At 67.3% G+C, this 21,333-nt stretch carries 20 protein-coding genes and 1 pseudogene; 11 read left to right on the top strand and 10 right to left on the bottom strand.

Annotated elements, in window-relative coordinates; translation table 11 throughout:
* Positions 1 to 164 precede the first annotated feature (164 nt).
* The 3 genes from D3880_RS02135 (at position 165) to D3880_RS02125 (ending at position 2,350) form a co-directional block, all read left to right on the top strand.
* Entirely contained in the window at positions 165 to 1,139 is a 975-nt protein-coding gene (locus tag D3880_RS02135; protein WP_119891892.1) for a serine/threonine protein kinase, read from the top strand.
* Between the two features lie 66 nt (positions 1,140 to 1,205).
* Entirely contained in the window at positions 1,206 to 1,571 is a 366-nt protein-coding gene (gene osmE / locus D3880_RS02130; protein ID WP_119891891.1) for an osmotically-inducible lipoprotein OsmE, read from the top strand.
* 35 nt (positions 1,572 to 1,606) lie between these two features.
* Positions 1,607 to 2,350, top strand: coding sequence for a Mut7-C RNAse domain-containing protein (locus D3880_RS02125; protein ID WP_119891890.1), 744 nt, complete (start codon positions 1,607 to 1,609; stop codon positions 2,348 to 2,350).
* On the opposite strand, the gene D3880_RS02120 is transcribed toward D3880_RS02125, so the two are convergent.
* Both D3880_RS02120 and D3880_RS02115 read right to left on the bottom strand, forming a co-directional pair.
* Positions 2,347 to 3,321 (bottom strand): cysteine synthase A, encoded by a 975-nt coding sequence (locus tag D3880_RS02120; protein ID WP_119891889.1) that lies wholly within the window; start codon positions 3,319 to 3,321, stop codon positions 2,347 to 2,349. The genes D3880_RS02125 and D3880_RS02120 overlap by 4 nt on opposite strands.
* Before the next feature lie 256 nt (positions 3,322 to 3,577).
* A complete protein-coding gene (locus tag D3880_RS02115; RefSeq protein WP_119891888.1) occupies positions 3,578 to 4,468 on the bottom strand; it encodes an esterase/lipase family protein in 891 nt (296 codons plus the stop codon).
* Between the two features lie 427 nt (positions 4,469 to 4,895).
* Here D3880_RS02115 and osmE (D3880_RS02110) point away from each other — a divergent pair, with 427 nt between their 5' ends.
* Positions 4,896 to 5,240: an osmotically-inducible lipoprotein OsmE gene (osmE, locus tag D3880_RS02110; RefSeq protein ID WP_119891887.1), complete on the top strand. Its 345-nt coding sequence runs from the start codon at positions 4,896 to 4,898 to the stop codon at positions 5,238 to 5,240.
* A gap of 115 nt (positions 5,241 to 5,355) precedes the next feature.
* Here the strand turns inward: osmE (D3880_RS02110) and D3880_RS02105 are convergent, their stop codons facing one another.
* Positions 5,356 to 7,425, bottom strand: coding sequence for an AsmA family protein (locus D3880_RS02105; protein ID WP_119891886.1), 2,070 nt, complete (start codon positions 7,423 to 7,425; stop codon positions 5,356 to 5,358).
* 241 nt (positions 7,426 to 7,666) lie between these two features.
* Between D3880_RS02105 and D3880_RS02100 the strand changes: the two genes are divergently transcribed.
* The 6 genes from D3880_RS02100 to D3880_RS02070 all read left to right on the top strand — a co-directional run bounded on the left by D3880_RS02100 (position 7,667) and on the right by D3880_RS02070 (position 12,647).
* Complete coding sequence (locus D3880_RS02100) at positions 7,667 to 8,176, top strand: DUF4148 domain-containing protein (RefSeq protein ID WP_119891885.1); 510 nt, start codon at positions 7,667 to 7,669, stop codon at positions 8,174 to 8,176.
* A 595-nt stretch (positions 8,177 to 8,771) separates the two neighbouring features.
* Entirely contained in the window at positions 8,772 to 9,272 is a 501-nt protein-coding gene (ureE, locus tag D3880_RS02095; protein WP_119891884.1) for an urease accessory protein UreE, read from the top strand.
* 137 nt (positions 9,273 to 9,409) lie between these two features.
* On the top strand, positions 9,410 to 10,084 hold the full coding sequence (locus tag D3880_RS02085; RefSeq protein ID WP_119891882.1) for an urease accessory protein UreF: 675 nt from the start codon (positions 9,410 to 9,412) through the stop codon (positions 10,082 to 10,084).
* Positions 10,085 to 10,100: 16 nt separating this feature from the next.
* Positions 10,101 to 10,715: an urease accessory protein UreG gene (ureG, locus tag D3880_RS02080; protein WP_119891881.1), complete on the top strand. Its 615-nt coding sequence runs from the start codon at positions 10,101 to 10,103 to the stop codon at positions 10,713 to 10,715.
* A gap of 128 nt (positions 10,716 to 10,843) precedes the next feature.
* On the top strand, positions 10,844 to 11,416 hold the full coding sequence (locus tag D3880_RS02075; RefSeq protein WP_119891880.1) for a HupE/UreJ family protein: 573 nt from the start codon (positions 10,844 to 10,846) through the stop codon (positions 11,414 to 11,416).
* Between the two features lie 316 nt (positions 11,417 to 11,732).
* Entirely contained in the window at positions 11,733 to 12,647 is a 915-nt protein-coding gene (locus tag D3880_RS02070; protein ID WP_119891879.1) for a glycerophosphodiester phosphodiesterase family protein, read from the top strand.
* On the opposite strand, the gene D3880_RS02065 is transcribed toward D3880_RS02070, so the two are convergent.
* Positions 12,625 to 13,389 (bottom strand): SDR family oxidoreductase, encoded by a 765-nt coding sequence (locus D3880_RS02065; RefSeq protein ID WP_119891878.1) that lies wholly within the window; start codon positions 13,387 to 13,389, stop codon positions 12,625 to 12,627. The genes D3880_RS02070 and D3880_RS02065 overlap by 23 nt on opposite strands.
* Before the next feature lie 727 nt (positions 13,390 to 14,116).
* Positions 14,117 to 14,487 (bottom strand): annotated as a pseudogene (locus D3880_RS02060) (ABC transporter ATP-binding protein); the annotation flags it as partial.
* 246 nt (positions 14,488 to 14,733) lie between these two features.
* Here D3880_RS02060 and D3880_RS02055 point away from each other — a divergent pair.
* Positions 14,734 to 15,864, top strand: coding sequence for a hypothetical protein (locus D3880_RS02055; RefSeq protein ID WP_162934920.1), 1,131 nt, complete (start codon positions 14,734 to 14,736; stop codon positions 15,862 to 15,864).
* Between the two features lie 81 nt (positions 15,865 to 15,945).
* On the opposite strand, the gene D3880_RS02050 is transcribed toward D3880_RS02055, so the two are convergent.
* From D3880_RS02050 to D3880_RS02030, 5 genes are all read right to left on the bottom strand, one after another.
* Positions 15,946 to 16,662, bottom strand: coding sequence for an ABC transporter ATP-binding protein (locus D3880_RS02050; protein ID WP_119891876.1), 717 nt, complete (start codon positions 16,660 to 16,662; stop codon positions 15,946 to 15,948).
* Positions 16,659 to 17,531, bottom strand: a complete 873-nt coding sequence (locus D3880_RS02045) for an ABC transporter ATP-binding protein (RefSeq protein ID WP_119891875.1) — start codon at positions 17,529 to 17,531, stop codon at positions 16,659 to 16,661. The genes D3880_RS02050 and D3880_RS02045 overlap by 4 nt, the downstream gene beginning before the upstream one ends.
* Entirely contained in the window at positions 17,528 to 18,808 is a 1,281-nt protein-coding gene (gene livM / locus D3880_RS02040) for a high-affinity branched-chain amino acid ABC transporter permease LivM (protein WP_119891874.1), read from the bottom strand. The genes D3880_RS02045 and livM overlap by 4 nt, the downstream gene beginning before the upstream one ends.
* 9 nt (positions 18,809 to 18,817) lie before the next feature.
* The gene (locus D3880_RS02035) at positions 18,818 to 19,732 is read right to left on the bottom strand and encodes an ABC transporter permease subunit (RefSeq protein ID WP_119891873.1); all 915 of its coding nucleotides are present in this window, start codon (positions 19,730 to 19,732) and stop codon (positions 18,818 to 18,820) included.
* 136 nt (positions 19,733 to 19,868) lie between these two features.
* Positions 19,869 to 20,990 (bottom strand): branched-chain amino acid ABC transporter substrate-binding protein, encoded by a 1,122-nt coding sequence (locus D3880_RS02030; RefSeq protein WP_119891872.1) that lies wholly within the window; start codon positions 20,988 to 20,990, stop codon positions 19,869 to 19,871.
* Positions 20,991 to 21,333 lie beyond the last annotated feature (343 nt).

The raw sequence follows: 21,333 nt of genomic DNA, 5'->3' as shown, positions 1-21,333 counted from the left end.
AGCCCAGAAACAACCCGGAAGATGCGCAGATACCGGCTTCCCGGATTGTATCCGGGCTACGAACTCGATACTCAACTCTGAGGGCGGGCTCACGCGACACGCTTAAAAGCCAGCCAGCGCGCTTCTCGGCGTACACTGGGGCGCCCGACGCTGCGGATCCGCCCATGTCCCATCCCTTTGCCGCCCTCACCCCCGACTTGGTGCTCGATGCTGTGGAAAGCCTGGGCTTCGTCAGCGATGCCCGCGTGCTGGCGCTGAACAGCTACGAGAACCGCGTCTACCAGGTCGGCATCGACGAGGGCGAACCGCTGATCGCCAAGTTCTACCGACCGGCGCGCTGGAGCGATGCGGCGATCCGCGAGGAGCACCAGTTCAGCTTCGAGCTGGCCGAATGCGAGGTGCCGGTGGTGGCGCCGCTGCTCCACGAGGGCGACAGCTTGTTCGAGCATGCCGGCTTCCGCTTCGCCCTGTTCCCCCGCCGCGGCGGGCGGGCGCCGGAGCCGGGCAACCTCGACCAGCTGTACCGCCTCGGCCAGCTGCTCGGCCGCCTGCACGCGGTCGGCGCCAGCAAGCCCTTCCAGCACCGCGAAGCCCTGGACGTGCAGAACTTCGGCCACGCGTCGCTGGCGACCCTGCTCGATGGCGGCTTCATCCCGCGCAGCCTGCTGCCGGCCTACGAGTCGGTGGCGCGGGATCTGCTGGCCAAGGTCGAGACGCTCTACGCCCGCACGCCCTACCAGGCCATCCGCCTGCACGGCGACTGTCATCCCGGCAATATGATGTGCCGCGACGAGATGTTCCATATCGTCGACCTCGACGACTGCCGCAGCGGCCCGGCCGCGCAGGACCTGTGGATGATGCTCGCCGGCGAGCGCCATGAACGGCTCGGCCAGCTGTCCGAGCTGATGGATGGCTACCAGGAATTCCACGACTTCGATCCCCGCGAGCTGGCGCTGATCGAGGGTCTGCGCGCCCTGCGCCTGCTGCATTACAGCGCCTGGCTGGCGCGCCGCTGGGACGATCCGGCATTCCCCATGAGCTTCCCCTGGTTCGGCAGCGAGCGTTACTGGGGCGATCAGGTGCTGGCCCTGCGCGAACAGCTGGCGGCCCTGGACGAGGAGCCGCTGCGGCTGTTTTAAGGGCGCCGTTAGCGGGCAGGCGAGCTAACCTTGTTAGTCTCACCCGCTCCGTCGGAGGAGCCGATCATGACCCAACAACTTCTCGCCGCCACCGGGCTACTCGCCTGCCTGGCCGGCTGCGCCGGTATGAACGAGACCTACCGGACCTTCGCCGACCAGCCGCTGGTCGCCCAGGTCCACAAGGGCATGAGCCAGCAAGAGGTGCAGAGCATCGCCGGAGCGCCGCTGGCGACCCAGGCTCGCAGCGCCGACCAGGGCACCTGCAACGACTACCAGCTCAGCAAGGCCGGGCGCCAGCAGGCCTATCACGTCAGCTTCGACGTCGCCGGACGGGTCGACCACACCGGCTTCACGAGCTGCAGCGAACGCGAGAGCGAGGAGCGCGCCCGCGCCAGTACCGGCTACGGCGGCATGGGCGGCGGCGGTTACTAGCGCCAGCCTTGCAGCCACTCACCGGCCGGTCGGCCATGACCCGCGCCACGTTCCGCTTCTACGAGGAACTCAATGACTTCCTCCCGGCCGAACGCCGGCGCCAGGCGTTCACCTGCATCTGCGCGCGGGCGGCGACGGTCAAGCACATGATCGAGGCGCTCGGCGTGCCGCACACCGAGGTCGAGTTGGTGCTGGTCGACGGTGAGTCGGTGGGCTTCGAGCGCCTGCTGCACGACGGCGACCGCGTCGCCGTCTACCCCAAGTTCGAGGCACTGGACATCAGCCCGTTACTCAAGGTGCGCGAACGCCCGCTGCGCCGCCTGCGCTTCGTCGCCGACGCGCACCTCGGCGGCCTCGCCCACCTGCTGCGCATGAGCGGTTTCGACACCCTCTACGACAACCACTTCGCCGACGAGCAGATCGCCGCCATCGCCGAGCAGCAGGGGCGCATCGTCCTGACCCGCGACCGCGAGCTGCTCAAGCGGCGGATCATCAGCCACGGCTGCTACGTGCATGCGCTGAAGCCGGCGCAGCAGCTGCGCGAGCTGTTCGAGCGCCTGGACCTGGCACGCAGCGCGCGGCCGTTCAGCCTGTGCCTGCATTGCAACCTGCCGCTGTCCAGCATCGACAAGGAGGAAGCCGCCGAACGCCTGCCGAGCCGGCTCTGCGCCTGCTACTCGCGTTTCTACACCTGCAACGCCTGCCACCGGCTGTTCTGGGAAGGCAGCCACTGGCGCAGCATGGTCGCGCTGCTGGGGCCGCTGTTGGACGACCGTTAACCGGCCCGCAGGCCCTTCTCGCGCAGCCAGGCGGGGTTGAACAGGCGCTGGAAATACAGGCCACCGCGGTCGCACAGCAGGGTCACCACGGTATGCCCGGGGCCCAGCTCGCGCGCGACCTGCACGGCGGCGGCGACGTTGATCCCCGAGGAGCTGCCGAGGCACAGGCCCTCTTCGCGCAGCAGGCGGTAGACCATGTCCACACAGCACTGGTCGTCGATCTGCACCGCGGCGTCGATCGGCGTGCCCTCGAGGTTGGCGGTGATCCGCGTGGTGCCGATGCCCTCGGTGATCGAACTGCCCTCGGCCGCCAGCTCGCCACACTGCACCCAATGGTAGAGCGCACTGCCCATGGGGTCGGCGAGGACGATGCGCAGCGCCGGATTCTGCGCCTTGAGATAGCGGGCGACGCCGGCCAGGGTGCCGCCGGTGCCGGTGGCGCAGACGAAGGCATCGAGTTGGCCGCCGGTGTCGCGCCAGATCTCCGGGCCGGTGGTCTCGTAGTGCGCCTGGCGGTTGGCGAGGTTGTCGAACTGGTTGGCCCAGATCGCGCCCGGCAGTTCGGCGGCCAGGCGGCCGGCGATCTTCTGGTAGTTGTCCGGGTCGCGGTAGGGCTTGGCCGGCACCGAGCGCACCTCGGCGCCGAGCACGCGCAACAGCTCGAGCTTCTCCGGCGACTGGTTGTCGGGAATCACGATGATGCAGCGGTAGCCGCGCGCCGCGCTGATGTGCGCGAGGCCGATGCCGGTGTTGCCGGCGGTGCCCTCGACTATGGTGCCACCGGCCTGCAGGCTGCCACGGCGCTCGGCGTCGCGGACGATGTACAGCGCCGCGCGGTCCTTGACCGAACCGCCGGGGTTGAGGAACTCCGCCTTGCCGAGGATGTCGCAGCCGGTCTCGGCGCTCAGCCTGCCGAGGCGGATCAGCGGGGTGTTGCCGATGCTGCCGATGAAGCCGTCCTGAATAGGCATTGCGCACCTCCCCCCGTGCGGGGCGGGAAAGGCTGGACTCACCGTTTCAGTCTAGCCCCGCGCTCCATTCGGAGCGCTGGGTACGGGTTAAGTGTTGCGCCCAGCTTTTGTGGGTTAGCCGCGTAGCGGCGTAACCCACCATCCATGCCACCAGGCATCGCGATTGCCGGCCTGGCAGCCGGTCGGTGGGTTACGCCTTCGGCTAACCCACCCGAGTCGTCGCACTGCCTTCGCTCGGCAACTTTTCATACAGCACCTAACAGCCGTCCGCCTGCAGCCGCGCCGCATGCTCGAGGAACACCGCGACCGGGGCGGCACCCAAGCCGACCAGGCCGCGGCTCTGGTTGACGATGTCGAGGTGGTCGAACGGATAGTCATCGCGGATTACCCTTCCGAGGTGCGAGCTGTAGCGGCCAACCATGCCGTCGCACTGCCCGGCTTCGCGCACGAAGCTGCGGGCGAACAGGCGGCAGAAGCGGTTGGAGCCGTCGAAGCGGTTGCCGCCGCGGTCGCTCAACCCCGGCTGCAGGGTGCCGGACCAGGAGTAGTAGCGCACGCCCTGCACCTCGGCGGCCCCCTCGCCGCCCCACTGCTCGGGCAGGCCCTGCGGGTACTCTTGGTTGAAGGCCGCCACCCCGGCGGTGGTCAGCGACTGGTGCGCGGCGCGGCTGTCCAGCGGCAGGGGCGGGCCGCGGTAGCCGCGCTCCAGCCAGGCCAGCAGGCGGGCAATGCCGTGCATCAGCGCGCCGATCAGCCGCTCGCGCCAGCTGCCGGGCGGCGCCTTGCGCTGCAGGTAGTCGGCCAGCTCCGAGCCGTGATTGGGGCCGGCCACCGAGGTCACCGAGGCCACCCACTCCGGGCGCAGGGCGGCGGCATAACGGGCGCTCAGCGCGCCCTGGCTGTGGCCGATCAGGTTGACCTTGGCCGCCCCGCTCTGCGCGCGGACCTGCTCGATCTGCCGCAGCAACTGCTCGCCGCACACCTCGCTGGCATGCAGCGCCGACACCAGCACCGGATAGACCTGCGCGCCCTGGCGGCGCAGCGCCGGCTCGATGCCGTACCAGTAGGGATAGCCGGGCAGGCGCACGAAGCCGAGCAGGCCGGGCACCAGCACCAGGGGATAGCGGAGGTTCAGGCTCATGGGCATGCGTCCCTGTTCTGCCAGTCCAGACTGAGTGGCGACTGTAGCACCGGGCAGTGGCCGCCATAGTCCCGGCCTAGGGTCTGTTGACGTTTCGTCGCGAACCGCGTTGCCGCGGCAAATGGCGCCAGGCTAGGCGCGGGACGCAGGGAATGGTCGTTCCCTTGCCAAGTCCCGCAACGACGCATGGCGCCATTTGCCGCGCAACCCGCAGGGACGGGCCTGTTTTTGCGCGGCGCGTCGTTGCTCGACGCTCATTGGGAACGACCAAACTTCGCCTCTCGCGCCTAGCCCCGCGCAAAAACAGGCTCCGTCGCGGCCGTGACGAAACGTCAACAGACCCTAGGGCCAAGCTGGCAGAACTCTGCGCAGCATCTAGGGTTCCAAGCAGGGGCTGGCCCCGAAGAGCCTGCTCACCACAAGGACAGACACCATGTACAAACAAAGCATTGCTGTGATCTCGCTGCTGGCGGCCCTGACAGGCTGCGCCAGCAAACCCGAGAACCCGGTGGACTATGTGACCTATCGCGACGAGCCGCTGGTCAAGCAGGTCGAGGACGGCATGACCCGGCAGCAGGTCCTGAGCATCGGCGGTCCGCCCTCCTCCGAGGTGCGGCGCAACCTGCAGCCGGGCACCTGCAACAACTACGTTCTCAACCAGGACGGCCACCAGCAGGTCTACTACATCACCTTCGACTCCGCCGGCCGGGTCGACAGCAAGGGTTTCATGAGCTGCGAGCAGCACGAAATCAATCAGCGCGCGCTGGAAAAGCTGTAACTGCGCAGTTGGCCAGCGCCCGGCAAGCGCCGGGCTTTTTGTCTGCGCGGCCCGGGATGGCCCGGGCTAAACCTGCCTCGCACGGCCCCCGACCCGGACAGCCGTGGCCGGCGGCTCAGCGCGGTGCCCGCGGGGCCGGCGCCGGGGCCTGCAGGCGTTGCAGCAGCGGCGTGCATTCGTTCGGCGCCTCGCCGCCGCTCGGCGCCACCAGCGCCAGCAGCCCGGCCGCCGGCGCCACCACGGCGCCGAGCGCCAGCAGGCCGGCGCCGCGGGCCAGCAACGGCAGGGCCTGGACCCCGGCCTGCGGCTGCTTGAAGGTGCCGCGCACATACAGCGGCGAACGCAGCGAGATGATGCGCACGCCCTTGGATTGCGGGTGGATGCTCAGGTCCAGCTTTTCGTTCTTGAAGTTCGCCGTGCCGCCGATGTGGACGATCGCGTTCTCGGTGTCGAACACCGCCAGACGCGGGTTCAGCACCCCGTTGTGCCAGCCCAGGTCGGCCGCCGCGCAGTTGATCCGCACCGGCTTGTCGCCGAACAGCTGACCGACCACATAGTTGCCGACATTGAGGCCGACGATTTCCATCAGGTCGCGGCTGATCGCGCCGTCGTTGATCAGCAGCTTGGCCCCGCCATTGGCGCTGCCGAGCAGCGCCGCCACCGAGTTGCCGGTGCCGCTGAGCTCGGCGTCGCCGTGCAGCGCGCCGAGGCTGGTACGCATCGCCTCGAAGGTGGGGAACAGCTGCTTCAGCCTGAGGTTACGCGCCTGCACTTGGGCCTTCCCTTGCAGCGGGGTGACGCCGCCGTTGAACTGCAGATTCGCCTCCAGCTTGCCGCCGGCCATGGCGAAGCGCAGCGGCTGCAGGCGCAGCTGGCCATCGGCGAGGACGATATGACTGAACAGGTCGTCGAGCGGCAGCTGCTCGCCGTGCACGATGCGCTTGCCGCTGAAGCTGACGTCGGCATCCATCGCCCGCCAGCGCTCGGTGCGGAACTGCTCCACCGGCAGCACCTTGTCCGCCGGCTGCTGGCTGACCACGCCGCGCGCCTGCTGCTCGGCCGGCGAATCGGCACCGATCAGCGGCGCCAGGTCGGCGAAGCGCAGCTGGTTGGAACTCAGCGTGCCGGACAGTTTCGGCCGCGGCTGGCCGGCCACGTAGGTGAGGTCGCCGTGGATGTCGCTGCCGCCGATCGTGCCGTTGAACTGCCGATAGCGAAAGCGCGCGCCGCCCGCTTCCCGCAGTTGCGCGCTGAGCTGGCCATCGGTGGCAAACGCCGGGGTGTCCGGCAGGGTCACGCCGGTCAGCGGGTACAGCTGGGCCAGGCTGCGGCCGCTGAGCTGCAGGCGCAGATCGAGGGCGCCGAGGTTCTGCGGGTCGCGCAGAATGCCGGCGAGGCCGATCTGGGTGCTGCCGATCTGCACCTTGGCCTGCACCGGGAACGGCTGGCTGGCGTCCTGCAGCGCCAGCAGCCCGCCGACCTTGCCATTGCCGCTGAGCGCCTGGCCCCGGTAGTAGCCTTTGACCTGCCAGGCGAAGGCATAGTCCTGCGCCGCCGCGCCCGCGGCACTGGCGCGCTCGGCGGCCTTGGCGCCGACTATCTGGCTGAACGGGATCGGCTTACCGAGCGGATCGACGCGCAGCTCCAGCTCGCTCTGCAGGCCTCGGTCGTCGACGCGGATGATCCCCCGATCGAAGCCGATGACCCCGATGTCCAGCGTCCAGGGGCTCGGCTCGGCGTCCGGCGTCTGCTTGCCGCGGTCGAAGGTCCAATTATTGCGCCCATCAGCCAGCCGCTCGAAGTGGGCGTGCGGCTCGCTGAGCTGGATATGCAGGATGCTCAGCTGCCGCCACAGCAGCGGCAGCAAGGCCAGGCGCAGCTCGACGCGCTTGAGGCTGACGAACTGCTGGCCCTTGGCCCAGGGCGGATTGCCCAGGCGCAGGTCCTCGGCGACCAGCAGCGGCCACGGCAGCAGTGCGTGCCAGCCGCCGAGTTCCGGCGTGCGCCGCCACACCACCGCGAGGTTGCCGTGGATGGCGAATGGCCGGTCGAGAGCGACCGAAACCTTGTCGTTGAGGATCGGCTTGAGGCGGTTCCAGTCGAAGCTGCTGAGGCCGATCGCCAGGGCGGCGAAGAGCAGGAGCAGAACGGCAAGGCTGCGGCCGAGGACTCGACGGACGCTCATCCTGTACTTCTCCCTTGTCGGCAACCCCGGGTCGGCGGTTGCGCCCGTGCGTCATGCGCAAGCGACGGCGAGTGACGGCAATAATTCCCCGCGCCCCGGGGGTGGCCTTCGACATCGGCCGGTCGGACCGGCAAACCATCAATTGCGTCGATATTTACCATTACGAGCATGAACTTTTATATCTAAACCGTCCGAATACCATAGGCCCCGTACCCACTTAGTGCCTCCCCAGGAGCCCGCCATGAAAAGCCAAGTATTCGCCACCCTGATCCTCGCCGGCCTGTCCTCCAGCGTATTCGCCCTGCCCGCCGGCGACCACCCGCAACCCCCGCAAGCCCGCGCCGAAACCCGCGACCAACTGTTGGCCGAAGACGGTGGACAGCGTGTCGGCGGCCAGCACGAGCGCGGCCTGAATTCCGAGGCCGCAATCCGGCGCCATCTGCAAGTCGCCGGGGACGGCGGGCAGCGCGTCGGTGGCCAGCACGAACACAGCCGGAACTCCGAGGCCGCAACCCGGCGCCATCTGCAAGTCGCCGGGGACGGTGGGCAGCGCGTCGGCGGCCAGCACGAACGCAGCCGGAACTCCGAGGCCGCGGCCCGGCGCCATCTGCAAGTCGCCGGGGACGGCGGGCAACGCGTCGGCGGACAGCACGAACGCAGCCTGAACTCCGAAGCCGCGGCCCGTCGGCATCTGCAAGTCGCCGAAGATGGTGGGCAACGCGTCGCGGGCCAGCACGAGCGCGTGGCTTGAAGCGGCCGGCGGCCCAGCAATACCGCCACCCAACCAGCCCCGCACAAGCCCGGTAGCGCCACGCGCGTACCGGGCTTGTGCGTTTTAGCGCTGCGCCGCCGCTCGCGTGCACCTCGGTGCGTCAGCCAAGATCACCCAGCAGCCGCGCATCATTATGATCGGCGGCAAGCACCGGCAGAGCCTGGGCAATCCAGACGCCTGCGCGCCGGCATCTTGTAGCGAATTTATTCGCGATGCCGGCAGCACCTCGTAGCCCGGTTCGCGGATAAATCCGCTCCTACAAAAGCCTTCCGCACCACCACGGTGCAGTGGCCGATATTGCGCACCAGATAAAACCTGACCGGTTGTCCAAATTCGCGCAACGCTCGCCCTGAGAGCCTGTTTACGATCTCGCGAGCTAGAGCCAGACAAGGCGAAATCGGGTGAAGAAGCGCAGTTTACGATCTGTAAATGAGCATTCTGAGCCCGATTTCAACGCTGTATGGCCGACGCGCAGCAGATCGTAGACAGGCTCTGAAGCGCGCCAGCGCTGAGATGCGAAACCTTGGCAAGACCTTTGCTCTGGCTCCAGCACCTTCCTGTCTGGAACCCACTCATGCTGGTGATTCGCCAACGCCTCGCCCCACAGCCGCAATGGCACGCCGAACTGCACCTGAGCGTCGAAGCGCGTAGCAAGAGCCGCCTACGCTGCTTCAGCGCCAGCGGCGAAGACGTCGGCCTGTTTCTCGAACGCGGCCAGCCGCCCCTTTACGACGGCGAATGCCTGCGGGCCGAGGACGGCCGCATCGTGCGCGTGCGCGCGCTGGCGGAAAAACTCCTGCACGTCACCTGCGCCAACGCCTTCGAGCTGACTCGCTCCGCCTACCACCTGGGCAATCGCCACGTCGCCCTGCAGCTCGGCGACGGCTGGCTGCGCCTGGTCGACGACCATGTGCTCAAGGCCATGCTCGAACAACTCGGCGCCAGCGTCGCGGCCATCGAAGCGCCGTTCCAGCCCGAGCACGGCGCCTACGGCGGCGGCCACCACCACTCGCATGCTGGCGAGGCGCAGTTCAGCTACGCGCCGCGTCTGCACCAGTTCGGCGGGCGCCCATGAAAAGTGGGGCTGAACGCAGCGAGCGAAGCCGAGGCAAGGCGAAAGCTGGCGAGGAAGCGGAGTTTACGCAGGTAAATGAGCATTCCGAGCCAGCTTTCAACGCCGCATCGGCAAGCGCAGCCAGTTCAGGTCCACTTTTGAACAAGGCCTGGGCGCTGCTGCGCCTGGCCAGCCCGCAGCTGCCGATCGGCGGCTTCAGCTATTCGCAGGGGCTGGAGCTGGCCGTCGAACAGGGCCTGGTCACCGACCCGAGCAGCGCCGCGCGCTGGATCGGCGATCAACTGCTGCTCAACCTCGCGCGCTTCGAGGCGCCGCTGCTGCTCGCCCTGTGCCAGGCCGCCGCCGAGGGCGACTGGAGCAAACTCGAACGCCTCGCTGCGCGGCAGCGCGCCAGCCGCGAGACCCGCGAACTGCAACTGGAAAGCCGGCAGATGGGCTATTCGCTGCAGCAACTGCTGGAAGGCTTGCCCGAGCTGGACGCCGCGGCGCGCGCGCTGTTCGCCCGCCAACCGACTCCCGGCCTGGCCCTGGCCTGGGCGCTGGCCGCGCGTGCCTGGGCCATCGCCCCGCAGGACGCGCTGGCCGCCTGGCTATGGGGCTGGCTGGAGAACCAGCTGGCGGTGCTGATGAAAACCCTGCCGCTCGGCCAGCAGGCCGCGCAGCGCCTGACCTCGCAACTGCTGCCGCTGCTCGAACAGGCGCAGCGTCAGGCCAGCGAGCTCGAACCCGCCCGCTGGGGCAGCGCTGCGTTCGGCCTGACCCTGGCGAGCATGGCGCACGAGCGCCAGTACAGCCGTCTATTCCGCTCTTGATAAGGATGACCCGAAGATGAACAGCCAACCCCTGCGCGTCGGCATCGGCGGCCCGGTCGGTTCCGGCAAGACCGCCCTGACCCTCGCCCTCTGCCTGGCCCTGCGCGAGCGCTACAACCTGGCGGTGGTGACCAACGACATCTACACCCAGGAAGACGCGCAGTTCCTGGTGCGCAACCAGGCCCTGGCGCCGGAGCGGATCATCGGCGTGGAAACCGGCGGCTGCCCGCACACGGCGATCCGCGAAGACGCCTCGATCAACCTCGAGGCGGTCGATCAGCTCAACCGGCGTTTCCCCGGCCTCGAGCTGATCATCGTCGAGTCCGGTGGCGACAACCTCTCCGCCACCTTCAGCCCGGAACTCTCCGACCTGACCCTCTACGTGATCGACGTCTCGGCCGGCGACAAGCTGCCGCGCAAGGGCGGCCCGGGGATCTGCAAGTCCGACTTGTTGGTGATCAACAAGATCGACCTGGCGCCCATGGTCGGCGCCTCGCTGGACGTCATGGCCCGCGACGCCAAGAAGATGCGCGGCGACAAGCCGTTCGTGTTCAGCAACCAGAAGGTCGGCCAGGGGCTCGACGAGATCATCGCCTTTATCGAACGCCACGGCATGCTCGGCGCGGCCTGAGAGCCTGTCTCGGATCTGCTGCGCGTCGGCGATACAGCGTTAAAAACCTCCCCTCTCCCGCCTGCGGGAGAGGGGCCGGGGGAGAGGGCAGCCGCCCCACCTCGGCCAACCTTGCAAGGAGCGACATCATGAACCTGCGCAAAACCCTCTACGCCCTCGCCCTGTTCCTCACCCCGGCCGTGGCCTTCGCCCATCCCGGGCATGGCGATTCCGGTCTGCTGGCCGGCCTCGGCCACCCGCTGCTGGGCCTCGACCACCTGCTGGCGATGCTCGCCGTCGGCCTGTGGGCCGCGCAGCAGCAAGGCGCGGCGCGCTGGGCGCTGCCCTGCAGTTTCGTCGCCAGCCTGCTGCTCGGCGGCCTGCTCGGTTTCACCGGCCTGGCAATCCCCTTGCTGGAAACCGGCATCGCCACCTCGGTGCTCGCCCTCGGCCTGCTGGTCGCCCTCGCCGTGCGTCCGCCGCTGGCCCTGGCGGTCTGTGCCACCGCGCTGTTCGCCCTCGCCCATGGCGTCGCCCACGGCCTGGAACTGCCGGCGCTGGCCAGCCCCTGGACTTATGCCGCCGGCTTCGTCGCCGCCAGCGCCGCCCTGCATGGCGCCGGCTACGCCCTGGTGCGCACACTGCCGCCAACCGCCGCGCCGTTGGTGCGCCTCGCCGGCCTGGCCTCGGCCGGCAGCGGGGTCTGGCTGCTGGCCGGTTAGTGCTAGCCAGGATGCAATCCGGGGCGCGGAGTTGCCGGCCTCCCGGATTGCATCCGGGGTACGGCGCTGGCGGGCTGAGGCGCACTCGCACCGTAGGTTGGTGTTGAGCGCAGCGATACCCAACACCCGGTTCGCCGCACCGGCCAGCGACCTGTGCGCCACCACACCGGGAGCACTGCGCGCTCCTAGTTGGGCTTCGCAGGCTCAGCGCCAACCTACTTTCGCCAGTTCACCGCCCTCTCGCCGAAACGTCACGCCTTTGTCATAGTCGCCGGGTTTGCTTGGCACGCCCGTCCCTGACTGCCGGAACCTCGTCATGCTGCGCTTCGCCCGCTTTCTGCTCGTCCCGCTGCTGTTGCTCGTCGCCATACTCGCCGGCCTGGCGCTGACCAGCCAGCCCACGCCAACCCCGGCGGTGCTCAGCGAACTGGGCGAACGCCCGCTGGTGATCGCCCACCGCGGCGGGCGCGGGCTATGGCCGGAGAACAGCCTGTTCGCCTTCGAGCGCGCCAGCGCGCTGGGCGTCGACATGCTGGAGATGGACCTGCACCGCAGCCGCGACGGCGAGCTGGTGGTGATCCACGACAAACAGGTCGAGCGCACCACCAACGGCAGCGGCCGCGTCGTCGACCTCGATCTAGCCGAACTGCAGGCGCTGGACGCCGGCTACCGCTGGAGCGCCGACGGCGGCGAGAGCTTCCCCTATCGCGGCCAGGGCGTGCGCATCCCGACCTTCGCCGAGGTGCTGCAGCGCTTCCCGGCCCAGGCCAAGGTGGTGGAAATCAAGGTACCGGGCGTCGGCATGGAACAGCAGCTGTGCGAGCTGCTCACGCGTTACCAACAACGCGACAAGGTCATAGTCGGCAGCTTCTACGAGCGCAGCCTGCAGCACTTCCGCGAGGTCTGCCCCAGAGTCGCCACCTCGGCCGGGCCGGGCTCGGTACGCCTGCTGGTGGCGCTCGACTGGCTCGGCCTCGGCCGCCTGCTGTCACCGTCCTACCAGGCGCTGCAGATCCCCGAACAGAGCGACGGCATCCGCGTCGCCAGCCCCAGCCTGCTGCGCGCGGCGCAGGAGCGCGGCCTCAACGTGCAGCTGTGGACCATCAACGAGCAGCCGGTCATGCGCCACCTGCTCGACATGGGCGCCCAGGGCCTGATCACCGACTACCCGGATCGCGCCCTGCAGCTGCTCGGCCGCTCGACCCGCATCACTTCGCTGAGCGATCGATAGCGAAACCGGCCCAGGTCTGGCTCACCGGCATCAGCTCGAGGCTGTTGATGTTGATGTGCGCCGGCTGGGTGAGGATCCAGTGGATGGTCTCGGCGATGTCCTCCGGCTGGATCGCCTCGGCGCCGGCGTAGGTGGCGTCGTACTTGGCCTGGTCGCCGCCGAAGCGCACCAGGGAGAACTCGCTCTCGCACAGCCCCGGCTCGATGTCGGTGACGCGCACGCCGGTGCCGACCAGGTCGTTGCGCAGGTTCAGCGAGAACTGGCGGACGAAGGCCTTGCTGGCGCCGTACACGTGGCTGCCCGGATAGGGCCAGGTGCCGGCGATCGAGCCGAGGTTGACGATGCCGGCGCCACGGCCGTGGGCGATCAAGCGCGGCAGCAGCAGATGGGTGCTGTACAGCAGGCCCTTGATGTTGGTGTCGACCATGATGTCCCAGTCATTCAGGTCGCACTGCGGCGCCGGCTCGGCACCCAGCGCCAGGCCGGCGTTGTTGATCAGCCCGGTCAACTTGTCGAACTTGGCCGGCAGGCTGGCGATCGCCGCGGCCATGCCATGCCGGTCGCGCACATCGAGCACCAGCGGGTGCACGTCGGTGAGCGCCGACAGCTCGTCAGTCAGCGCCTGCAAACGCGCCTCGCGGCGGCCGGTGAGTGCCAGCGACCAGCCGGCCTGGGCGAAGCGCCGCGCGCAGGCCTCGCCGAACCCCGAGGTGGCGCCGGTGATGAACAGGGTGGAAGTCATGGCGTGCTCCTAAATGCTGGTATGCCTGGCTATAGGTTACGTCATAGGCGCTGCCCCAAGCGCGCAAAAGCCGCCCGTCGCACTGATCAAAAAATCACCCGTTTTCTCCAGGCCACGCCCGCCGCGGCTCGCGCCGGGCTTTACCCACCTTATCCACAAGTCGCTCCACAGCAGCCTGGGATAACTCGCCGCGGGTTGCACTCAAGCCCTTGAAATGATGGATATATTGCTTGCCAAGCGGGCGCCGCCCTGGTTCACCAGCCGGGCGCGATAGCCTTGAGCAAAACTTGATCAGCGTGCGAAAAGCCTGCCCCGGCGCGGCTCTCAGCCATCGTTCCCATAGTTACCCACAGGACTGCCCACAGGAGTCGGGGACAACTTCCGGCGTCGCCCACAGGCCGTCAGAATTAAATAACTGTCTGTTTTTACTTTAGAAAATCCGCCTGAACAAAAAACATACAGGCTTCGCGAAGCCCCGCCGGCCGGCCTTCGCAGCGGTCTGCGCCCATCTTGTCCACAGTTCGCTCCACAGTCTTTGGGGGTAAGTACGCCGAGCGCAGCCTATGGCGGGAAAGTCCGTAGCCCGGATGCAGTCCGGGCTACCGTGCTCCCGTTTACGGGAGAGGGTTGCGGAACAGCAGACCGTAGGAGCGAATTCATTCGCGATGGGAGCGCACAGTGTGGCCTCGATCGCGAATGAATTCGCTCCTACAGGGGCTCGGCAAAGCTAATGCCCGCCCAGGTAGGCGTTGCGCACATCCTGGTTGCCGAGCAGTTCCGCGCTGGTGCCACTCAGGCGGATCTCGCCGTTGACCATCACGTAGCCGCGGTCGGACAGCTTCAGCGCGTGGTTGGCGTTCTGCTCGACGAGGAAGATGGTCACCCCGCTCTTGGCCAGTTCGCGCAGGGTCTGGAAGATCTGTCGCACCACCAGCGGCGCCAGCCCCAGCGACGGCTCGTCGAGCAGCAGCAGTTTGGGTCGGCTCATCAGCGCGCGGACGATGGCGAGCATCTGCTGTTCACCGCCGGGCATGCTCATGACCCGCTGATTGCGCCGCTGCCTGGCACCGGGAACAGCTCGAACATGCGCTGCATATTCCCGTCATCCTGGGGCTCTGGCATCACCCGGCCTGGAAAGTCGCCACCTCGACTACCCGCTGCGCCACAACGCTCTACACTCCCCACGACAATGGCGGCAGCAGAACTGTCACTGAATCAGTAGGAATGGCTCGCCAGCTGTCGTACAGCGTTTCAGCCTCGCCGAGGCATCGGACGCCACACCCGTAACGGATAACCTCCCCGCCGCCCAAGGCCGCGAGGGCAAAGGCAGATGGAGAATGGATGATGAAGCGTTACCTGGGACTCACCCTTGGCGTGAGCATGCTGACTTGCGCCAGCCTGGCCGGCGCCGCCTCCCAAAGCCCGCAGCAAGCGACGCGGCCGGCTGAAGCGGACTTGCCCTTTGGCAACAGCGCATCGGGCGGCTACCGCCACGAGCTGCAACTGGCGCAGAACGATGCGAACGGCAACGCGACAGCGAACCCCGCCTCATCCGACAAGTGCGCACGCATGCAGAACGACTTCGACATCGACCTGCACGAGCTGGTCAAGGCCGGCTGCCAGCCATCCCAGGCGCAGATCGCCAAGCTGATGGACAACCCGGTCGGCAACCTGGTTATCCTCTTCAACCAGTTCGACTACACCGCACTGAAGGGGCCGAACAGCGGCGGCACCCACTACATGGGCAAGTACAGCTTCATGCCGACCTTCCCAACCGAGCTGGGCGAGGACTGGAACATGATCCACCGGATTCCCATCTCCTACACCGATGCACCGGTGAACAAGGATTTCGGCGACCTCGCCGGCATGGGGCCGGACACCATCATCCACTCCCCGGAACTGCCGGGCCTGCTGGAAAACCCCTACGACCGCACGCACGGCATGGGTGATCTGGGCTATGTCGGTCTCGCCTCGCCCAAGGCGCCGATCAAGCTCGCTAACGGCGCCAAACTGGTGTGGGGCGTGGGTGGCACCGCACTGTTCCCCACCGCCGAATACGATGTGCTCGGCCAGGGAAAATATTCCGTGGGCCCCACCGCCGTGGTCGCCTACCTGGGCCAGGACTGGTCCCTGGGGGTGTTCCCGCAGCACTGGTGGTCAGTGGCCGGCGACGACGACCGCGACGATGTCAGCCTGACCAACATCCAGTACTTCATCGTCCACAATATCCCCGGCGACGCCCAGTGGCGGGTCGGCATGACACCGAACGTCACCGTCAACTGGAAGGCCACCAGCGACAACAAGGTCACCTTCCCGGTCGGCCTGGGCATCTCCCGCCTGTTCAAGTTCGGCCAGCTGCCCGTGCGTCTGGGCGCGGAAGTCCAGTACTCGGCGATCCACCCGGAGGACCAGTTGGGCAGCCGCTGGAACTTCCGCCTCATCTTCGTGCCGGTGATTCCGACCTTCATGTTCTGACCGGCAGTTGAAACACCCCGGGCCGGCGCTTGCCGCCGGCCCGGCCTCTCCCTCGCGCGCCTTCGCGCGTGACCCGCCGCGTCAGTGCCCGCCCAGATACGCGTTGCGCACATCCTGGTTGCCGAGCAGTTCCTGACCGGTGCCGCTCAGGCGGATCTCGCCATTGACCATCACATAGCCGCGATCGCTGAGCTTCAGGGCATGGTTAGCGTTCTGCTCGACGAGGAAGATGGTCACCCCGCTCTTGGCCAGTTCGCGCAGGGTCTGGAAGATCTGCCGCACCACCAGCGGCGCCAGCCCCAGCGACGGTTCGTCGAGCAGCAGCAGTTTGGGTCGACTCATCAGCGCGCGGGCGATGGCGAGCATCTGCTGCTCGCCGCCGGACATGGTCATGGCGCGCTGATTGCGCCGCTCCTTGAGCACCGGGAACAGCTCGAACATGCGCTGCATGTCCGCACCGGCGTGCTCCATGCCGATGGGGATGGTGCCCATCAGCAGGTTTTCCTCGACGCTCATGTCGGGGAACACTCGGCGCCCTTCCGGCGCCTGCGCCACCCCGCTGGAGGCGACGAAGTGCGCGGTCTTGTGGGTGATTTCGGTCCCGCGAAAGAGGATCTGCCCGGCCGCCGCACGCGGCTGGCCGAAGATCGACATCAGCAGGGTCGACTTGCCCGCGCCGTTGGCACCGATCAGCGCCACCGTCTCACCCTCGTCGATCCGCAGCGACACCTTGTGCAGCACCTGAATTTGCCCGTAGAACGCATCGACTTCACGGAACTCCAGCAGCGCTGCCGTCATACCAGCTCCTCTTCGTCGGCACCGAGGTAGGCGGCGATCACCTTGTCATCATGGCGCACCGCCTCGGGGGCGCCACGGGCGATCACGTCGCCGTGGTCGAGGACGATGATGTGGTCGGAGATGTTCATCACCATGCCCATGTCGTGCTCGATCAGCAGCACGGTGATGCCGTGGTGGTCGCGCAGGAAGCGGATGATCCGGCTCAGCGCCTGGGTCTCCATCGGGTTGAGGCCGGCCGCCGGCTCGTCCAGGCAGATCAGCTCCGGCCGTGTGCACATCGCCCGGGCGATCTCCAGGCGCCGTTGCTGGCCGTAGGACAGCTCGCCGGCCAGGCGGTTGGCGGCATCCACCAGTTCGACCACCTCCAGCCAGTAGAAGGCGTGGTCCAGTGCCTCGTTCTCCCTGCGCCGGTAGCCGTGGGTATTCAACACGCCGGCGAACAGGCTGCGGTTGACGAACATGTGCTGGGCCACCAGCAGGTTCTCCACCACCGACATCTCGCGGAACAGGCGGATGTTCTGGAAGGTGCGCGCCAGACCGGCGCGGTTGACCAGGTGGGTTCCGCCGAACATTTTGTAGTGCAGGCGGCTGGCGAACCGCGCCGGGTTGATGAAGTCGCCGGCCCGGAACGGCTGGCCGAGCACCTTGATGACATCGGTCAACTGGCCCTGGGTGTTGAGCAGGATGCTGCCGCCGCTGGCCTTGTAGAAGCCGGTCAGGCAGTTGAACACCGTGGTCTTGCCGGCGCCGTTGGGACCGATCAGCGCGGTGATCGAGCCGCGCTCGACGTCCAGGTTGACGTCGTTGAGCGCCTTGATGCCGCCGAAGTGCATCATCAGGTGTTCGACGCTGAGAATCTTGTCGCTCATGGCGCCACCCCCTTGCGCGGCGCGAAGCCTGCGCGGCTGATGCGGATCAGCCCGCGCGGGCGCCAGATCATCATCACCACCATGAGGATGCCGAACAGCAGCACCCGGTAATCGGCGAAGGCGCGCAGCAGCTCCGGCGCCGTGGTGAGCACGAAGGCGGCGAGCACCACGCCGACGGTCGAACCCATGCCGCCGAGCACGACGATGGCGAGGATCAGCGCCGACTCGAAGAAGGTGAACGACGAGGGGTTGACGAAGCCCTGGTAGCTGGCGAAAAACACCCCGGCCAGCCCCGCCGTCGAGGCGCCGAGCATAAAGGCCGAGAGCTTGACCAGCACATGGTTGAGGCCCAGCGAGCGGCAGGCGATCTCGTCCTCACGCAGCGCCTCCCAGGCGCGGCCGACCGGCATCTTGGTCAGCCGATGCTTGAGGTAGAGCACCAGCAGCACCACCAGGAACAGCACCGCGTAGATGAACAGGAATTTCAGGTTGGGGTTGTAGGCCACGCCGAAGAACTCGTGGAACGGCACCCCGCCTTCCTTGGCGCGGCGGCCGAACTCCAGGCCGAGAAAGGTCGGCGCCGGCACCGACATGCCGTTCGGGCCGCCGGTGAAGTCCAGCCAGTTGTTGAGGATCAGGCGGATGATCTCGCCGAAACCTAGGGTGACGATGGCCAGGTAGTCGCCGTGCATGCGCAGCACTGGGAAGCCCAGCAGCGCCCCCGCCAGCGCCGCTAGCAGCGCGCCCGCCGGCAGCAAGGTCCAGAAACCGAGGCCGAGGTAGTGCGCGCCGAGGGCCAGGCCGTAGGCGCCGATGGCGTAGAAGGCCACGTAACCGAGGTCGAGCAGGCCGGCGAGACCGACCACTATGTTCAGGCCGAGGCCGAGCAGCACGTAGATCAGGCCGAGGATCACCACGGTCAGCAGGTACTTGCTGGCGAAGAACGGGAACACCAGCGCCAGCACTATGATCAGCGGGATGATCCAACGCAGCCGGCTCTGGTAGCCCGGCGGCAGCACGTGCACGCCCGAGCCGCCACCCTCGAAGCCTTCGAGGATGCGCCGGCCGCGTTCAGTCTGCAGGAACAGGCTGAGCACGAAACGCCCACCCATCACCGCGGCGACGATCCAGGCCAGACGCTGCGGCAGCAGGTTGAAGCTGTAGCCGTCGAGCACCACGCCGATGATCGGGCCGAACACTATCAGGGCGATCAGGCCGGCGAGGATGGCATCGAGCAGGCTGTGTTTGAGGTCGATGGAATTGGTCTTGGCAGTCATCGCAGTCCCTTACACCTTGGCAATCAGCGGGCGACCGAGCAGGCCCTGGGGACGGAAGATCAGGATCAGCACCAGCAGCGAGAAGCTGAACACGTCCTTGTAGTCGGTGTTGACCATGCCGGAGAACAGCGCCTCGGCGATGCCGAGGATGATGCCGCCGAGCATCGCCCCGGGCAGCGAACCGATGCCGCCGAGCACCGCGGCGGTGAACGCCTTGATGCCGATGATGAAGCCGGCATAGAAGTCGAAGGTGCCATAGTTCATGGTGATCAGCACCCCGGCCAGCGCCGCCATGGCCGCACCGATGACGAACACGGCGGAGATCACCCGGTCGGTGTTGATGCCGAGGATCGAGGCCATCTTGCGGTCCTGCTGGGTGGCCCGGCACATGCGCCCAAGCTTGGTGTACTGGATCACGTAGGTGAGCACGCCCATGCCGATGAAGGCGGCGATGAGGATGAACACCTTGGTGTAGGTGAGCTGCACATAGCCTTCGCCGATATGCATCTTGAAGGCGCCGTCGAGCAGCGTCGGCACCCCCTGCTGGCGGGCGCCCTGGCTGAGCTGCACGTAGTTCTGCAGGATCAGCGACATGCCGATGGCGCTGATCAGCGGCGCCAGGCGCGTGGAGCCGCGCAGCGGCTTGTAGGCGATGCGCTCGATCACCCAGCCGTACACCCCGGTGACCAGGATGGTGAACAGCAGCGTGCCGAGGATCAGCAGCGGGAAGGATTCGAGGCCGAAGTAGGCCAGCAGCGCCAGGGCAATGGCCGCCAGGTAGGCGGAGATCATGTACACCTCGCCATGGGCGAAGTTGATCATGCCGATGATGCCGTAAACCATGGTGTAGCCGATGGCGATCAGTCCGTAGACCGAACCGAGGGTCAGACCGTTGATCAATTGCTGGAGGAAAATACCGTCCATGACTCAGTCTCACTTCTGCCAGGGTCAGTCGGGCGGGTACTGCTGAAGGCGCCACGGCCACGCCGTGGCGCCAGTGCTGGGTGATGAATTCAGCAATGCCCGCAAACACCGGCCGCCCGGGCGGCCGGCAGCGGCGTTACTGCTGGCTGTACTTGCCCTTGTCGTCCCATTGGTAGATGACGTAGTCGGAAACCTTCAGGTCGCCCTTGGCGTCCCACTCCTTCTTGCCCATCACCGTCTGCACCGGATGGCTCTTCATCCACTGGCTGGCCGCCGCCGGGTCGTTCTTGCCGACGCCGTTGAAGGCCGCCGCCAGGGTCTGCAGCGAGGCGTAGGCATACAGGGTGTAGCCTTCCGGCTCGAAACCGGCGGCGCGGAATTTGGCGATCACCGCCTGGCCGTCCGGAATCTTGCGTGGGTCGGCGCCGAAGGTCATCAGCACGCCGTTGGTGTACTGCGGGCCGCCGGCGGTGGTGACCAGTTCGTCGGTAACCACGCCGTCGCCGGAGAGGAACTTGGCGGTCAGCCCCTGCTCGCGCATCTGCCGCACCAGCGGCCCGGCCTCAGGGTGCAGGCCGCCGAAGTAGACGACCTCGGCGCCCGTGGCGCGGATCTTGGTGACCAGCGCGTTGAAGTCCTTCTCGCCGCGGGTCAGGCCCTCGTAGATCACCTCGGTGACACCGCGCTTCTTCAGCTGCGCGCGGGTGGCATCGGCCAGGCCCTGCCCGTAGGTGTCCTTGTCGTGGATGATCGCGACCTTCTTGGCCTTCAGCGTGTCGACGATATAGTCGCCGGCGACTATGCCCTGCTGGTCGTCGCGACCGCACATGCGGAACATCCCGGAGAGGCCGCGCTCGGTGACCAGCGGGTTGGTCGAGCCGGGGGTGATGGCGACGATGCCGGCCTCTTCATAAACCTCGGACGCCGGAATGGTCGAGGACGAGCAGAAGTGGCCGACCACCCCGATGGCCTTGTCCTGATCGACCAGCCGGTTGGCCACCGCCACCGCCTGCTTCGGCTCGCAGGCGTCATCGGCCTTGACCAGCTTGATCTTTTCCCCGTTGATGCCGCCGGCGGCATTGAGGTCTTCGGCCGCCTGGGTGGCCCCCCGCCAATACTGCTCGCCGAACGACGCGTTGGCGCCGGTGTGCGGCCCGGCCACGCCGATCACGACGTCGGCCTGCGCCAGCGAGGAAGCCCCGAATGCGGCGGTCACCGCGAGAGCCAGAAAGCCTTTTCTGTAGATCTTCTGCGACATGGAAGCGGTACTCCTAAGGGTGGGTTTGCTGCAAATTGTTATTGGGTCAGCTCATTCAGCAAGGGACGTGCCATGGGTTGCGGCGCGGGGAATGTTGGGGGTGATTGCTGCCTCCTTGTGCTTATTGTTGTTGTGACGGCCGCGCAGTCAGACCGGGCCGTGACGGCCGGAGTCGGGCCGCATGCCTACTAACAATAGCCAGCGCTTCGCGCTTTGCACGCCACTGGTGCGCGACGGTTTTCCCGGCGCACCGTCGCGGCCCGCTGGCATGCGGGTTTCAGCGGAGCTAGAGGTTAGTCGCAGAGAGAAAAATGGCGGGCGGTTGGCCCTGGCGAAAGCGCAT

It is taken from the genome of Pseudomonas cavernae (assembly GCF_003595175.1).
In the GTDB taxonomy this organism is placed as follows: domain Bacteria; phylum Pseudomonadota; class Gammaproteobacteria; order Pseudomonadales; family Pseudomonadaceae; genus Aquipseudomonas; species Aquipseudomonas cavernae.
Note: the sequence above shows the minus strand (reverse complement) of the source record. Positions and strands in the feature narration are given on the sequence as shown.

Coding starts and splice junctions, on each gene's coding strand:
- D3880_RS02045 (WP_119891875.1), bottom strand. CDS start 17,531: ATGAGCGACAAGATTCTCAGCGTCGAACACCTGATGATGCACTTCGGC.
- livM (WP_119891874.1), bottom strand. CDS start 18,808: ATGACTGCCAAGACCAATTCCATCGACCTCAAACACAGCCTGCTCGAT.
- D3880_RS02030 (WP_119891872.1), bottom strand. CDS start 20,990: ATGTCGCAGAAGATCTACAGAAAAGGCTTTCTGGCTCTCGCGGTGACC.
- D3880_RS02055 (WP_162934920.1), top strand. CDS start 14,734: ATGAAGCGTTACCTGGGACTCACCCTTGGCGTGAGCATGCTGACTTGC.
- osmE (WP_119891891.1), top strand. CDS start 1,206: ATGACCCAACAACTTCTCGCCGCCACCGGGCTACTCGCCTGCCTGGCC.
- D3880_RS02070 (WP_119891879.1), top strand. CDS start 11,733: ATGCTGCGCTTCGCCCGCTTTCTGCTCGTCCCGCTGCTGTTGCTCGTC.
- D3880_RS02120 (WP_119891889.1), bottom strand. CDS start 3,321: ATGCCTATTCAGGACGGCTTCATCGGCAGCATCGGCAACACCCCGCTG.
- D3880_RS02125 (WP_119891890.1), top strand. CDS start 1,607: ATGACCCGCGCCACGTTCCGCTTCTACGAGGAACTCAATGACTTCCTC.
- osmE (WP_119891887.1), top strand. CDS start 4,896: ATGTACAAACAAAGCATTGCTGTGATCTCGCTGCTGGCGGCCCTGACA.
- D3880_RS02075 (WP_119891880.1), top strand. CDS start 10,844: ATGAACCTGCGCAAAACCCTCTACGCCCTCGCCCTGTTCCTCACCCCG.
- D3880_RS02100 (WP_119891885.1), top strand. CDS start 7,667: ATGAAAAGCCAAGTATTCGCCACCCTGATCCTCGCCGGCCTGTCCTCC.
- D3880_RS02105 (WP_119891886.1), bottom strand. CDS start 7,425: ATGAGCGTCCGTCGAGTCCTCGGCCGCAGCCTTGCCGTTCTGCTCCTG.
- D3880_RS02050 (WP_119891876.1), bottom strand. CDS start 16,662: ATGACGGCAGCGCTGCTGGAGTTCCGTGAAGTCGATGCGTTCTACGGG.
- D3880_RS02115 (WP_119891888.1), bottom strand. CDS start 4,468: ATGCCCATGAGCCTGAACCTCCGCTATCCCCTGGTGCTGGTGCCCGGC.
- D3880_RS02135 (WP_119891892.1), top strand. CDS start 165: ATGTCCCATCCCTTTGCCGCCCTCACCCCCGACTTGGTGCTCGATGCT.
- D3880_RS02035 (WP_119891873.1), bottom strand. CDS start 19,732: ATGGACGGTATTTTCCTCCAGCAATTGATCAACGGTCTGACCCTCGGT.
- ureG (WP_119891881.1), top strand. CDS start 10,101: ATGAACAGCCAACCCCTGCGCGTCGGCATCGGCGGCCCGGTCGGTTCC.
- ureE (WP_119891884.1), top strand. CDS start 8,772: ATGCTGGTGATTCGCCAACGCCTCGCCCCACAGCCGCAATGGCACGCC.
- D3880_RS02065 (WP_119891878.1), bottom strand. CDS start 13,389: ATGACTTCCACCCTGTTCATCACCGGCGCCACCTCGGGGTTCGGCGAG.